Raw genomic sequence first — 14,144 nt, 5'->3', positions numbered from 1 at the left:
TTATGTTATTAGAAATTTCAATCAAAAATTTTGCCATTATCGAGGAAATCTCCCTAAATTTTGATCAGGGAATGACGGTTTTGACGGGTGAAACCGGGGCGGGTAAATCGATTATCATTGATGCTATGAACATGATGCTTGGGAGTCGTGCTACAACGGATGTGATTCGACACGGGATGCCTAAAGCCGAGATCCAAGGCCTCTTTTCATTAGAGAAACCCCAAGATATTTCAAACATTTTAGAGGAGCAGGGGATTGAAGTTGGCGAGGAGTTGATTATCCGCCGTGAAATTTTCCAAAATGGCCGTAGTGTCAGCCGTATTAATGGACAGATGGTCAACCTCTCAGTCTTGCGTGCAGTTGGCCAGCATTTGGTTGACATTCATGGCCAGCATGACCAAGAGGAACTAATGCGTGCCCAGTGGCATGGGCGTTTATTGGATGAATTTGGTGATGCTGATTTTCATCGGCTCAAGCAAAGCTATGCTCAAAGCTTTGACCGTTACCGTACCCTCCGCAAAGATTTGCGCCTCCAGCAAAATCAAGAAGCTGAGCACAGTGCTCGGATTGAAATGTTGGAATTTCAACTAGCTGAGATTGAAGAGGCAGCCCTGAAACCTGGGGAAGATCAAGAACTACAGCAGGAGCGAGAACAACTTCTCAATCATAAATTAATTGCGGACACCTTGACCTCGGCCTTCCATCTATTGGACGAAGAAGATCAGTCTTCCCTTGGTAAAATTCGATCGGCCCTTGGCGATTTAGAGAGTCTTGAAGATTATAATTCTCTTTATAAGGAGCTGGCTGAGCAAGTGTCAGAGGCATATTATAGCCTTGAAGACGCGACTCGGCGCCTTGAAGATCACCTTTCCTCCCTCGATTTTGACGCCAATCGCTTGCTTCACATTGAGAGTCGTCTGGATGTGATTTACGCCATTAGCCGTAAATATGGTGGAAGCGTTCAAGAAGTCTTGGAATATTTTGAAAAAATTTCTCAAGAATACAATCTGCTGACAGGCAACGAAACTTCATCTACGGACCTCGCTCATAAGCTTAAGGAAGAGGAAGGGACCTTGGTCAATCTAGCTCAAAAATTGAGCCAGGCACGCCATGTACTTGCGCAACAGTTAGAAGCGGAGATCCAGCTGGAGCTCCAAGACCTTTATATGGATAAGGCCAGATTTCAGGTCCGATTTACCAAGAGTAAGTTTAGCCGAGATGGAAATGAACAAATTGAGTTTTACATCTCCACCAATCCTGGGGAAGATTTTAAACCCCTTGTCAAAGTGGCCAGTGGTGGAGAATTATCTCGGTTAATGCTGGCTATTAAATCGGCCTTTTCCCGTAAAGAGGGCAAGACCAGTATTGTCTTCGACGAAGTCGATACGGGTGTCTCTGGTCGCGTTGCCCAAGCCATTGCCCAGAAAATTCATAAGATAGGGAGTCATGGACAAGTCCTTGCGATCTCTCATCTTCCTCAGGTGATTGCCATTGCCGATTATCAATTTTTCATTGAAAAAATATCGGATGAGATTTCTACGGTATCCCGGGTACGCCTTTTAGAAATGGACGAGCGGGTCGAAGAAATCGCGCGTATGTTGGCTGGTGAGGTCTTGACGGAATCGGCTATGAATCAGGCGCGTGAGCTCTTGCAAAAACATTGAGGTTTTTGTGGGGAATTTGTTATAATAGGACTAAGATTACTGAGTAGAAGTAGGTATGTATGACAAAAATTGCAGTTGTAACAGACTCCTCTGTTACCATTGAGGAGGAGTTGGTAAAGGAACTAGGAATTCAGGTAATTCCTTTGTCCGTAATGGTAGATGGGATTCTCTATTCGGATGCAGACTTGAAGGAGGGAGAATTCCTTCGCCTGATGAAATCTAGCAAGCATTTACCAAAGACCAGTCAGCCACCGGTTGGTGTTTTCGCGGAGGTCTATGGCCGATTGGCAGAGGACTATGATCAAATTGTCTCTATTCACATGTCCCACGCCTTATCAGGGACTGTAGAAGCAGCTAGACAGGGAGCGAGCTTGTCCGGGGCTAAGGTAGAGGTAATTGATTCTTCCTTTACAGACCAGGCTCAAAAATTCCAAGTGGTAGCAGCAGCTCGCCTTGCTCAAGCTGGGGCTAGCTTGGAAGAGATTTTGAAAGAAATCGAGCAAGTTCGCGAAAAAACGGAACTATATATCGGTGTCTCCACCCTTGAAAATCTTGTGAAGGGGGGGCGTATTGGTCGCGTTTCCGGTCTTATCAGTTCCCTTTTAAATATTCGAGTGGTCATGGAAATGGTTGATCATGAGTTGCGTCCCATTGTCAAAGGTCGTGGAGCAAAAACGTTCAAGAAATGGCTAGATGAATTGAAGGCCGGTTTGCAGGGACGTTCTATTCGTGAAATTGGTATTTCCTATGCAGGAAAATCAGATTTTGCGGAAGAAATGAAGGCGCAGTTGCAACCCTTTTTGGAGGCTCCTATCTCTGTGTTGGAGACGGGTTCCATTATTCAAACCCATACAGGGGAGGATGCTTGGGCCATCCTGATTCACTACGCCTAGACCGGTTTCTTTTTCTGAAGAAAAGCGCGGAATTGCTTTTTATACTTGCTTTTCTTATCCTTTTGAGTTATGATATGTACTGTTAGAAAATTTATGGAGGATTCTTACAAATGGCTAACAAACAAGATTTGATTGCTAAGGTTGCAGAAGCAACAGAATTGACTAAGAAAGACGCTGCAGTAGCAGTAGACGCTGTCTTCGCAGCAGTTACAGACTACCTTGCAGAAGGTGAAAAAGTACAATTGATCGGTTTCGGGAACTTCGAAGTTCGTGAGCGTGCAGCACGTAAAGGACGTAACCCACAAACAGGTAAAGAAATCACTATCGCAGCTTCAAAAGTTCCTGCCTTCAAAGCAGGTAAAGCTCTTAAAGACGCTGTAAAATAATCTTGCTGAAAAAGGCCTATTCTACCAGCCTTTCATAGGGGTAGGAAGGGCTTTTTCTTTTGTTTTGGGGCATTTTTGGGGCATGAAGTTAATAGTTTTCTAGGATTTCATACTCATTGGATTTCAAAACCTGACCTTATCAAGTCTCTTTGATGAACTTATTGATTGCGTGTTTCCACGCCTTATCCATAATATTCAACAGGTCTTCCAGACCTGTTGAGCTATCATCATTGGATTTCCGTGTCTTTTTTTAGGAGATAGGATGATTTCCAACTGTATCGACTTAATAATACTCATTACATTTCAAAATCTGAATGTGTTAATCCTCTTCGCCGAACCCTAAGTTCTGTCTTCATCGGATTGCCTTTTCAGATTTCGAACTGTTTCGAGTATAAGACATTTTTTCGACTCCCCCATTTAATGATACATTAAACCCCTTCGTTCTCAAGCGCAAAGGGGTTTGATACTGGGGCTTACACAACACCTTGTACGATCATGGCGTTGGCGATTTGTTCAAAGGAGGCGATGTTAGCTCCTGCGAGGTAATCATTGCCAAGATTGTAGGTTTCGGCTGTTGTTTTAGCGGTATTGAAGATGTTCTCCATGATGCTTTGGAGTCGTTGGTCTACTTCTTCTCGTGTCCAAGATAGGCGGAGGCTGTTTTGGCTCATTTCGAGGGCAGAAACGGCTACGCCGCCGGCGTTAGCTGCTTTGGCTGGGCCATAGAGGACCGCATTTTCTTTGTAGACTTTGATGGCATCAAGGTCGGAAGGCATGTTAGCCCCTTCAGCGACACAATAGACACCGTTTTGGATAAGGGCAGCAGCTTGTGCGCCGTTGATTTCGTTTTGGGTAGCACAAGGAAGGGCGATGTCGGCCTTGCCTTGGTAGTCCCAGACGCTTCCTTCATAGTAGCGGGCGCTAGCTTTTTCGGCTGCATATTCGGTTAGGCGGGCACGGCGTTTTTCTTTAATTTCAACCAAAAGATCAAAATCAATGCCGTTCTCATCAATGATGTAACCGTTGGAATCGGAGACTGCGATGACTGTAGCACCGAGCTCGGTTGCTTTTTGAAGAGCATACTGGGCGACATTTCCAGATCCGGAAATGAGGACAGTCTGGTCTTTGAAGGATTTGCCGTTGGCCTCAAGCATGTTCTCGGTGAAGTAGACGAGGCCATAGCCAGTCGCTTCAGGGCGGATGAGAGAACCGCCGAATGCCAGAGGTTTACCGGTCAAGACACCCGCATCGAATTGGCGTAGGCGTTTGTATTGGCCGTACAAATAGCCGATTTCACGCGCTCCGACTCCGATATCGCCGGCAGGAACATCCAGAGATGGGCCGATATGTTTTTGCAGCTCACTCATGAAGCTTTGGCAGAAGCGCATAATCTCAGCGTCCGTTTTTCCTTTAGGGTCAAAATCGGAACCGCCTTTCCCACCACCAATGGGTAGTCCAGTCAAAACGTTTTTGAAAATCTGCTCGAAGCCGAGGAATTTCAGAATGGACTGGTTGACGGAAGGGTGGAAGCGGAGTCCCCCTTTATAAGGACCAACTGCTGAGTTGTATTGGACACGGTAGCCACGGTTAACTTGGACTTTTCCGTCTTTGTCAGTCCAAGGGACACGGAAGCTAATCACGCGTTCAGGTTCCACCATACGGGCTAGGATGTTCTCATCCAGATATTCTGGATGAGCTTCTAGGACAGGCTCGAGGGTTGCGAATAATTCTTCAACAGCTTGAAGAAATTCAGCTTCGTGAGGGTTACGTGCTTGGACGTCTTGGAAAGTGCTTTGGATATAGTCTTTAACTCGTGACATGAAAATCCCCTTTTCTATTTTTCCGAAGAAAATGAATTATCTGACAATTTGTCAGGTGAGATTATCATACCATTGAAAGGGGTAAAAGTAAAGTTTGGAGAGGGATTTCCAGAATAAACCTTCGCTTTTTACTTGGTTTTTAAAAGTAGCTATGGTAAACTGAAATAGAAAAGAGGTTAGGCGGGAACCTAACCTCAGAGTAGAGCCGTAAAACGGTGACTCAGTTTAAACGACATAGAACTAGCCGTCTACAGGGTCAAAGTAGGACGGCTAGTTCTTTTTTCTCTTACTTAGAATTTCTAGTAAGGTACGAACTGTGTCGTTGATGTAACAACCAAGACTCAGTAATGCCATTACTAACTCAAAGCGAGTCAAAAGAATGCTCCTCCTTTCTATCAGATTTGAAGTTTTCATGCTTTTCATAGGCATGTCCTCCTTATGATAGTTTTCGGGGAGTCACCGTCTTCCAGGAGAAGGGATTCTCGAGGTCTCAAATGAGAAACTTCTCTACGCTGCTAGTTTATCATGTAAAATGTAATATCATGCTAAGATGTTCTGAAATGTCTTGAAAACGTTCTGAACGGTAAATGTTGCTTTTGGGGTTATTGCAACCTAAAGCAAAGTCATTCAGACTTTTTTTCACAAAAATGATAGAATAGGAATGTCTGGGATTCTGTGAGTGTCGGGTTACATTCCAGATTCCGTTATCAAAGAGAGCTAATCAGCTCGTATGAAGAAAGGAAGACGCATGAAAGGTATTATTTTAGCGGGTGGTTCCGGTACGCGCCTATATCCGGTTACGCGGGCAGCCTCCAAACAGCTAATGCCGGTTTATGATAAACCAATGATTTATTACCCTCTTTCAACCTTGATGTTGGCAGGGATTCAAGAGATTTTAATTATCTCTACACCGACAGACCTGCCCCGTTTTGAGGAACTTTTGGGAGATGGATCTGAATTAGGTATTTCCTTGTCCTATGCAGTTCAACCAAGTCCAGATGGATTGGCGCAAGCCTTTATTATCGGCGCAGATTTCATCGGGAATGATGCGGTTGCGCTGATTTTGGGAGATAATATTTACCATGGCCCTGGTTTGACTAAGCTTTTGCAAAAAGCTGCGCAAAAGGAGTCCGGTGCGACCGTTTTTGGTTACCAGGTTAAGGACCCTGAGCGTTTTGGAGTTGTCGAGTTTGATGAGCAGATGAACGCGATTTCCATTGAAGAGAAGCCAGAGCAGCCTCGTTCCAACTACGCGGTAACAGGTCTCTACTTCTATGATAATTCTGTAGTTGAAATTGCCAAGAATATCAAACCGAGTCCTCGAGGGGAGTTGGAAATCACGGATGTCAACAAGGCTTACTTGGATCGTGGGGATCTTTCAGTGGAATTGATGGGCCGTGGTTTTGCCTGGTTGGATACAGGAACACACGAGAGTTTGTTGGAAGCGGCACAGTATATTGAAACCGTTCAACGGATGCAAAATGTACAGGTTGCTAACCTTGAAGAAATTGCTTATCGTATGGGTTACATTAGCCGGGAACAAGTTTACCGTTTGGCCCAACCACTTAAGAAAAATGAGTATGGTCAATACCTCTTGCGTTTGATTGGAGAAGAAAATGTCTGAGAACTTTTTTGGCAAAACATTAGCAGCTCGTCCCATTGAGGCTATTCCGGGCATGCTAGAATTTGATATTCCTGTTCATGGGGATAATCGTGGCTGGTTTAAAGAGAATTTCCAAAAAGAAAAAATGCTCCCTCTTGGTTTTCCTGAGTCCTTTTTTGCGGAAGGAAAACTTCAAAATAATGTCAGCTTCTCAAGTAAAAATGTACTTCGTGGTTTGCATGCTGAACCATGGGATAAATACATTTCTGTAGCTGACGAAGGTCGTGTTTTGGGAGCCTGGGTGGACTTGCGTCAAGGCCCAAGTTTTGGAAATGTTTACCAAACTGAAATTGATGCTTCTAAAGGGATTTTTGTTCCTCGCGGTGTAGCCAATGGTTTCCAAGTTTTATCCGATAAGGTAGCCTATAGCTATTTGGTGAATGATTACTGGGCTTTGGAGTTGAAACCTAAATATGCCTTTGTGAATTATGCAGATCCTAGTCTTGGCATTCAATGGGCGGACTTGGATGCTGCGGAAGTAAGTGAAGCTGATGAGAATCATCCTCTATTAAAGGATGTGGCTCCATTAAATAAAGAGGATCTTTGATTGTTTGAGGCTTTTTTAGAGATTGCGAGACAACTAAATCTCTTAGGGATAACTCCTTTACTAATGGGTTCACTAGGTTTTGAGGTGCGAACTTCTAAAGACTGGCAAGCTGGTGATATCGATATCCATGTTCCTGGAGATTCTAGAGGTTGGGAAGCTCCAGATGAGGAGCGTCTCTACCATTGGAAAGAAATCGCGGAAATGATGGAGAACTTAGGCTATCGGTTAGTAGATATTCATGAGCATGAATTTCAGAGAGGTCATCTGTCAGTAGAGTTTGGTGTTATGGATACCTTGCCAGAATTTGCAAGAATTCCATTAATAAGTTTAGAGGAGCTCCATACAGACGGAGTTGTTTACTACCTACCCACGCTTGAACAATATCTAAAAATTTACCAAGCTTCCTCTAAAGATTCATACAGGGCAAATCAAAATAATCGGAAAGACTTTAAAAAGATCAGCTATTTACAAAAATATTTACAAGCAGATAGGAGAAAGTGTGTCGACATTTAAAAATATTATTGTGACCGGTGGCGCAGGTTTTATCGGTTCAAACTTTGTACACTATGTATATAACAATTTCCCAGACGTACACATTACTGTTTTAGATAAATTGACCTACGCAGGGAATAAAGCAAACATCGAGTCCATTTTGGGAGACCGAGTGGAATTGGTTGTAGGGGATATTGCGGATGCAGAAGTCGTGGATCGCTTGGCTCAGGATGCGGATGCGATTGTCCATTATGCTGCAGAAAGTCATAATGATAACTCTCTCAATGATCCTCGTCCTTTCGTGGATACTAACTTTATTGGGACTTATACCCTTTTGGAAGCGGCTCGGAAGTACGATCTTCGTTTCCATCACGTATCTACAGATGAGGTTTATGGAGACCTTCCATTGCGGGAAGATCTCCCAGGCAAGGGCGAAGGCCCAGGTGAGAAGTTTACGGCGGAGACACCATACAACCCGTCTTCCCCCTATTCCTCAACCAAGGCTGCGTCGGACTTGATCGTTAAGGCTTGGGTACGTTCCTTTGGCGTAAAAGCGACTATTTCCAATTGCTCCAACAACTATGGACCCTATCAGCATATTGAGAAATTTATTCCGCGTCAAATCACCAATATTTTGAGTGGTATTCGCCCTAAATTGTATGGCGAAGGGAAGAATGTGCGCGACTGGATTCACACCAATGATCATTCCTCAGGTGTTTGGACGATTTTGACCAAAGGAAAAATTGGGGAGACCTATCTAATCGGGGCTGACGGTGAGAAAAACAATAAAGAGGTGCTGGAACTCATTTTGAAGGAAATGGGTCAAGCACCGGATGCCTACGACCATGTAACAGACCGTGCAGGCCATGATTTGCGTTATGCCATTGATGCTAGCAAGTTACGAGATGCATTGGGTTGGAAACCTGAATTCACAGACTTTGAGGCTGGTCTAAAAGAAACAATTGCCTGGTATAAAGAAAATGAAGATTGGTGGAAGGGCGAAAAAGAAGCTGTAGAAGCCAACTATGCTAAAACCCAGGAAGTGATTAAATAAGAGAACAAGAGGCGGAATGGTTTCATTCTTGCCTCTTGTGTCTATTTTGGAGGGGAAGATTCTGAAGAAAAAATGCTTAGGAATTCTGTTAGGGATTGCTGGAATTGGAATTGTAGTCGCTTTATATGACCGGGTACAGATGAAAGAACGTCTGGAACGGGATCTCTATCCCGTTCAAACTGTTTTTCAAAAAGCAGGTTTAAAACCAGAATCAGAGAAACGTTATACAAAAGCCGGGCGGGTGGCCTGGACAGTCCACCTAGATCCGGATAAACTTCGAAAAAATGGCTACCAATTCCCATATGACAAGAGGGAGGAAGATTGGCTTGGAAGGACTTATCTTCCCAAAGAGACCCTTGAAGCGACTCTGGGACAAGATCTAAGCCATCAGGGAACCGAGGTGGGAATCCAAGCGAAAAGGACCGACCTGAAAAAAATTCTAGCGGAAAAGCGCTTGATAGCTCATGCCGGTGGAACCATGCGAGAGGCAGGATTTCTCTCGGCCTACAGTAATTCCTTGCAGGCATTAAAACAGAATTATTCCTTGGGGCATCGCATGTTTGAATTTGATCTCAATCTGACTCAGGATGGTCGCCTGGCAGCGGTTCATGATTGGGAGAGTGATGCACCAACGAGTCAGGACTGGGAACAGTCTAAGACACAGGATGTCAACAATATCCAGGCCCAATATACAACTCTTTTTTGGGAGGATATTCTCAAGCAAATGGAACTAAACCCGGATATGATCGTCGTGACAGATACCAAGGTTAAGGACCGTACACAAGAGGAAATTGAAGAGCAGTACCGCATCCTAGCTCAAGCTGTCGAAAAAATGGATCCGAGTTTGGCAGACCGGATTCTTGTCCAGCTTTATAAACCTGAGGACTATCAAATGTTGGAAGAAATGGGAACCTTTAAGAATTATATCCTAACCTTGTATGCTTCTGAGATGAAAGAAGAAGCCATCGTAAAAAGTCTGAAGGATAAGCCCCATATTTTAGCTGTGACGTTACCTCAAAAGGATGAACGCTTGACAGACTCACTGATTTCACAGATTCATGAATCGAATCGCTTGGTCTTCGTTCACACCGTAGATGGCTTTGCGACCTTATCGAAAATTCTTAACCGAGGTATTGACGGGGTTTACACCAATAATCTCCTGAGTAAGGATTTGGAACTTTATCAAGAAGTTGTGGACTCTCAGAAATCATTTGATATCGAAGTTTATCAGAAGTAATCCGAGATTTTTGTGGGATATGGTATACTAGAAAAGAATGAACAGAAGAGGAGATCGAGATGACGATTTCAGTAATAGTTCCATGCTTTAACGAAGAAGAGGCCCTGCCCCTTTTTTACCAGGCTATGGAAAAAGTCCAGCCTCAGTTGGATCAGGAATTTGAATACATTTTTGTGAACGATGGCTCCCGAGATGGGACACTAGAAGTGCTTCGGGAATTAGCAGCCAAGGATTCTAAAGTGACCTATTTGTCCTTTTCTCGAAACTTTGGGAAGGAAGCCGCTCTTTATGCTGGGCTGCAGGAAGCCCATGGGGAGCTCGTAACCGTGATGGATGTGGATCTTCAAGATCCACCGGAGTTATTGGTGGAAATGGTTCAGCGTTTGGAGGCTGATCCAGACTTGGATTGTGTGGGAACGCGTAGGGTGACTCGAGATGGGGAACCACCGATTCGGTCCTTCTTTGCGCGCATGTTTTACCGTCTGATTAACCGGATTAGTCAAGTACAAATGGTTGACGGTGCCCGTGATTTCCGTCTGATGCGGCGGCAGATGGTGGATGCCATTCTAGATGTGACGGAGTACAATCGCTTTTCCAAGGGGATTTTCTCTTGGGTTGGCTTTAAGACCGAATATTTGGAATACAAGAATGTGGAGCGCGTGGCGGGGGAGACAAGCTGGAATTTTTGGCAGCTCTTTCGTTACTCTTTAGAGGGAATTGTCAATTTTTCGGATGCACCTCTGGCGATTGCTTTTGTGGGTGGTGCTCTGTCCTGCTTGCTGGCTTTTGCCCTTGCCGGATTGGTGATTGTACGGACCCTTTTGTATGGGGATCCAACCGCAGGTTGGCCGTCGATGGTCTCCATTATCCTCTTTTTGGGAGGTTTTCAATTATTAACGATCGGAATTCTCGGGAAGTATATTGGTAAGATTTTTATGGAAACAAAAAATCGGCCAATTTATGTCATCAAGGAACGTTCAGAATAGAAAGGATATAGGATGATTCTCATTACAGGAGCGAAAGGTCAACTCGGTACGGAGTTGGTGCATTATTTGGATGAGCTTGGTCAGGACTATGTAGCCCTCGATGTGGCAGGAATGGACATTACCAAGCAGGAAGAAGTGGAGCGTGTTTTTGCGGAAGTGAAGCCAAGATTGGTTTATCACTGTGCAGCCTATACAGCTGTGGATGCGGCAGAGGACGAAGGCAAGGAATTGGATTACGCGATCAATGTTACAGGGACAGAAAATGTAGCGCGTGCTGCTGAGGCCCATGGTGCAACCATGGTCTACATTTCCACAGACTATGTTTTCAATGGGGACAAACCTGTTGGACAAGAATGGCAAGTCGATGATCCAGCAGATCCGCAAACGGAATATGGTCGAACAAAACGGATGGGAGAAGAGCTGGTAGAAAAAATCTCTAGTCGTTACTATATCATTCGGACTGCATGGGTCTTTGGAAATTATGGGAAAAACTTTGTCTTTACCATGCAGAACTTAGCTAAGAATCATTCGGTTCTAACAGTGGTGAATGATCAACACGGTCGTCCAACTTGGACCCGAACCCTGGCAGAATTTATGGTCCATTTGGCGGATAACCAGCATGAATATGGTTATTACCACCTCTCTAATGATGCGGCGGAAGATACAACCTGGTTTGATTTTGCGGCTGAAATTCTGAAAGACACGGATGTAGAAGTAAAACCGGTAGATTCTAGCCAGTTTCCAGCCAAGGCCAAACGCCCTTTCAACTCAACCATGGATTTGACAAAAGCCAAAGCAACTGGTTTTACCATCCCAACCTGGCAAGAAGCTCTCCAAGCTTTTTATAAGCAAGAAGTGAAATAAAGTAAGATGATGCCCACAACGAACTCTTTGCGGAATAGCGGAGTTCGTTTTTGGGACTGGTTTATGATAAAAAAGGAGTTAGTAACGACCAATGGCCATTTTAGTTTTAGGTGGAGCCGGATATATCGGTTCTCATATGGTTGACCGTTTGATTTCCCAAGGGGACGAGCGTGTGGTCGTCGTGGATAATTTGGTGACAGGGCACCGAGCTGCTGTTCATCCTGATGCGGTATTCTATGAAGGTGACCTAGCTGATCAAGCTTTCATGCGTCGGGTTTTCCAAGAAAATCCAGATATCGACGCCGTTATTCACTTTGCAGCCTATTCCTTGGTTGCTGAATCAATGGTAGAGCCTTTGAAGTATTTTGACAATAACACGGTGGGGATGGTTAAACTGTTGGAAGTTATGAATGAAGCGAACGTGAAATACATTGTCTTCTCTTCTACAGCCGCAACCTATGGCATACCTGAGGAACTTCCGATTTTGGAAACAACTCCACAAAAACCAATCAATCCCTATGGTGAAAGTAAGCTGATGATGGAAACCATTATGAAGTGGGCCGATCAAGCTTATGGCATTAAATTTGTCCCCTTGCGCTACTTCAATGTAGCTGGTGCTAAACCAGACGGTTCCATTGGGGAGGATCATGGACCAGAGACTCACCTGCTTCCGATCGTCTTGCAAGTGGCACAGGGAGTTCGGGATAAAATCATGATTTTTGGAGATGATTACAATACTCCTGATGGAACAAATGTTCGGGACTATGTCCATCCCTTTGATTTAGCAGATGCCCATCTTTTAGCAGTTGAATACCTCCGTGCTGGCAATGAATCAGCTGCATTCAACTTAGGTTCCTCTACCGGTTTTTCAAACTTGGAAATTTTAGAAGCAGCCCGTAAAGTCACCGGCCAGGAAATTCCAGCCGAAATGACGGATCGCCGACCTGGGGATCCGGATACCCTCATCGCCTCCTCAGATAAGGCGCGTGAGATTTTGGGCTGGAAACCGCAATTCGACAATATCGAAAAAATCATCGAAACCGCTTGGGCCTGGCATTCAAGCCATCCAAAAGGGTATGATGATCGCGATTAGATTTTAATCGGAAAGTAGTAGGTGGGCAATGCCTGCCTTTTTTGCTTCTTCTTTAGGTTCCCTAAAGTCAAAATCAAAACACTATGATAGAATAATGATGATAAACTATTATCCGGTGATTGCCTTATATTCCACCAATTACGAATTAAGAGATAGTATTGAAGCTGAGTGCTATTGCACTAGGAGGAGAGGGCCTTGGTGGAAATTTTAGGTTATTTTAAAGATTATTTTTCTTATTCTATCCCCATAGGGGTTGGTCTGTTGTTTATTTTGATTTTATTTGGACTGCAATTTCGAGTTTGGTCTTTTGCATTTAGAATTTATAGAGAATCTTGTGCGACTTTGAAGGATGTGAATCAAGGATACCAAATGGATATAGAATCTTTGAGGTCAGAAAATCGGAGACTTCGAAAGGAAGTTCAATTGCTTTGCAGTAAAAGTGAGGAAAGAGGTGATTAGATGGTGTCATTCCATATTTTAGTTCTATTTGTTTTTGGCTACTTAATTTGGAAAGAATGGAATCAATTTTATCATTTTAAGCTGGATATGCGATTCTTAACCCATGAAGAAATTCTGACATTCTGTCTTTATCTCAGTCCCGATTTGGAGCGTAACTATCCTCATTTTTACCGAATAGTTTCCCCTTTTTCTACCGTTCATTTTCACCAATTATTAAACCATTCCGTTGAAACTGAAAAAGTCTCTTCATCTAAAAGTTTAGAGCTTAGAGAAGAAATGAACAGGATTCTTACAGAGGGGAGTAAGAAAGAAAAGGATCTTGTTTGTTGGTATTTGATGACTTGTAAATGGTTACAACTTACTGACTTTCACAAAAGAAGATCTGGCTTAAAGTTGCTTTCACATGATATTTCAGGAGATAGCAGACTTAAAAAAATTGATATTGATGTTGGTTTAACCCGCTTGGTGTCGATAAATCGTTAATGGAAAAATATAGCTCTCACAGGTTTGAGGGCTTTTCCTCACGACAAACGCACGAAAGATTCTAGTAGATTTATTCCCTGCTAGAATCTTTTTTAAATTAGTACTCTTAAAAATTTATCGAATACCATACTCAAATGGAACTTCTTTCGTCTCATACTCATATCTTTACCAACATCAAGATTTCTTATACTTAACTAACTTCTAAATCGGAATACTCGAAAAATTTCAAAAAGATGACTAGGAAAGCCGATGATGGTAGAACTAAAGTTCACCGAAGAGGCTTGACAACGTCAGATTTTGAAATTTAATGAGTATTAACACACTCAAACAAAATTTGTCGATAATATTCAGGTTAAAGGCTAACTGTTTATTTAAACCCGAATTATTCATACCCTGAATATCTTTGCGTAACTATCAAAAAAATCATCAGAAACAAGCAATAAATAATTGCAATTCTGATGATTTTTATGAACGATCAAGCTTTTCTATAAATAAAGATGGGT

The 14,144-nt window shown here is 43.4% G+C and carries 14 protein-coding genes; 13 read left to right on the top strand and 1 reads right to left on the bottom strand.

The genetic code is table 11. The annotated features are described in order from the left end of the window. Window positions 1-2: 2 nt before the first annotated feature. The 3 genes from recN to JEQ21_RS06505 all read left to right on the top strand — a co-directional run bounded on the left by recN (window position 3) and on the right by JEQ21_RS06505 (window position 2,943). On the top strand, window positions 3-1,664 hold the full coding sequence (gene recN / locus JEQ21_RS06515) for a DNA repair protein RecN (RefSeq protein ID WP_199364612.1): 1,662 nt from the start codon (window positions 3-5) through the stop codon (window positions 1,662-1,664). A 59-nt stretch (window positions 1,665-1,723) separates the two neighbouring features. Then, a complete protein-coding gene (locus JEQ21_RS06510) occupies window positions 1,724-2,557 on the top strand; it encodes a DegV family protein (RefSeq protein ID WP_196091714.1) in 834 nt (277 codons plus the stop codon). 110 nt (window positions 2,558-2,667) lie between these two features. Then, complete coding sequence (locus JEQ21_RS06505) at window positions 2,668-2,943, top strand: HU family DNA-binding protein (RefSeq protein WP_196091715.1); 276 nt, start codon at window positions 2,668-2,670, stop codon at window positions 2,941-2,943. A gap of 473 nt (window positions 2,944-3,416) precedes the next feature. Here the strand turns inward: JEQ21_RS06505 and gdhA are convergent, their stop codons facing one another. Continuing rightward, on the bottom strand, window positions 3,417-4,763 hold the full coding sequence (gene gdhA / locus JEQ21_RS06500; protein WP_199364611.1) for an NADP-specific glutamate dehydrogenase: 1,347 nt from the start codon (window positions 4,761-4,763) through the stop codon (window positions 3,417-3,419). Window positions 4,764-5,511: 748 nt separating this feature from the next. Between gdhA and rfbA the strand changes: the two genes are divergently transcribed. The 10 genes from rfbA to JEQ21_RS06450 all read left to right on the top strand — a co-directional run bounded on the left by rfbA (window position 5,512) and on the right by JEQ21_RS06450 (window position 13,641). Further along, window positions 5,512-6,387, top strand: coding sequence for a glucose-1-phosphate thymidylyltransferase RfbA (rfbA, locus tag JEQ21_RS06495; RefSeq protein ID WP_199364610.1), 876 nt, complete (start codon window positions 5,512-5,514; stop codon window positions 6,385-6,387). Beyond that, window positions 6,380-6,973 carry a dTDP-4-dehydrorhamnose 3,5-epimerase family protein gene (locus JEQ21_RS06490; RefSeq protein WP_199364609.1) on the top strand — a complete coding sequence of 198 codons (594 nt, stop codon included), beginning with the start codon at window positions 6,380-6,382 and terminating at the stop codon, window positions 6,971-6,973. The genes rfbA and JEQ21_RS06490 overlap by 8 nt, the downstream gene beginning before the upstream one ends. Continuing rightward, complete coding sequence (locus JEQ21_RS06485) at window positions 6,974-7,486, top strand: phosphoribosylanthranilate isomerase (RefSeq protein WP_199364608.1); 513 nt, start codon at window positions 6,974-6,976, stop codon at window positions 7,484-7,486. Next, on the top strand, window positions 7,473-8,519 hold the full coding sequence (gene rfbB / locus JEQ21_RS06480) for a dTDP-glucose 4,6-dehydratase (protein WP_199364607.1): 1,047 nt from the start codon (window positions 7,473-7,475) through the stop codon (window positions 8,517-8,519). The genes JEQ21_RS06485 and rfbB overlap by 14 nt, the downstream gene beginning before the upstream one ends. 16 nt (window positions 8,520-8,535) lie before the next feature. Next, on the top strand, window positions 8,536-9,756 hold the full coding sequence (locus tag JEQ21_RS06475) for a glycerophosphodiester phosphodiesterase family protein (RefSeq protein ID WP_199364606.1): 1,221 nt from the start codon (window positions 8,536-8,538) through the stop codon (window positions 9,754-9,756). 59 nt (window positions 9,757-9,815) lie between these two features. Next, window positions 9,816-10,742, top strand: a complete 927-nt coding sequence (locus JEQ21_RS06470; RefSeq protein WP_199364605.1) for a glycosyltransferase family 2 protein — start codon at window positions 9,816-9,818, stop codon at window positions 10,740-10,742. 12 nt (window positions 10,743-10,754) lie between these two features. Beyond that, the gene (gene rfbD, locus JEQ21_RS06465) at window positions 10,755-11,606 is read left to right on the top strand and encodes a dTDP-4-dehydrorhamnose reductase (protein WP_199364604.1); all 852 of its coding nucleotides are present in this window, start codon (window positions 10,755-10,757) and stop codon (window positions 11,604-11,606) included. A gap of 91 nt (window positions 11,607-11,697) precedes the next feature. Continuing rightward, entirely contained in the window at window positions 11,698-12,699 is a 1,002-nt protein-coding gene (gene galE / locus JEQ21_RS06460; protein WP_199364603.1) for a UDP-glucose 4-epimerase GalE, read from the top strand. Window positions 12,700-12,894: 195 nt separating this feature from the next. Further along, window positions 12,895-13,158, top strand: coding sequence for a hypothetical protein (locus JEQ21_RS06455; RefSeq protein ID WP_196091725.1), 264 nt, complete (start codon window positions 12,895-12,897; stop codon window positions 13,156-13,158). Next, on the top strand, window positions 13,159-13,641 hold the full coding sequence (locus JEQ21_RS06450) for a hypothetical protein (RefSeq protein ID WP_199364602.1): 483 nt from the start codon (window positions 13,159-13,161) through the stop codon (window positions 13,639-13,641). It abuts the gene before it with no gap. Window positions 13,642-14,144: the final 503 nt, after the last annotated feature.

It is taken from the genome of Streptococcus sp. 121 (genome assembly GCF_016458205.1).
Lineage (GTDB): Bacteria > Bacillota > Bacilli > Lactobacillales > Streptococcaceae > Streptococcus.
The sequence above is the reverse complement of the archived record's forward strand: the minus strand, read 5'-3'. Positions and strand labels throughout refer to the sequence as shown.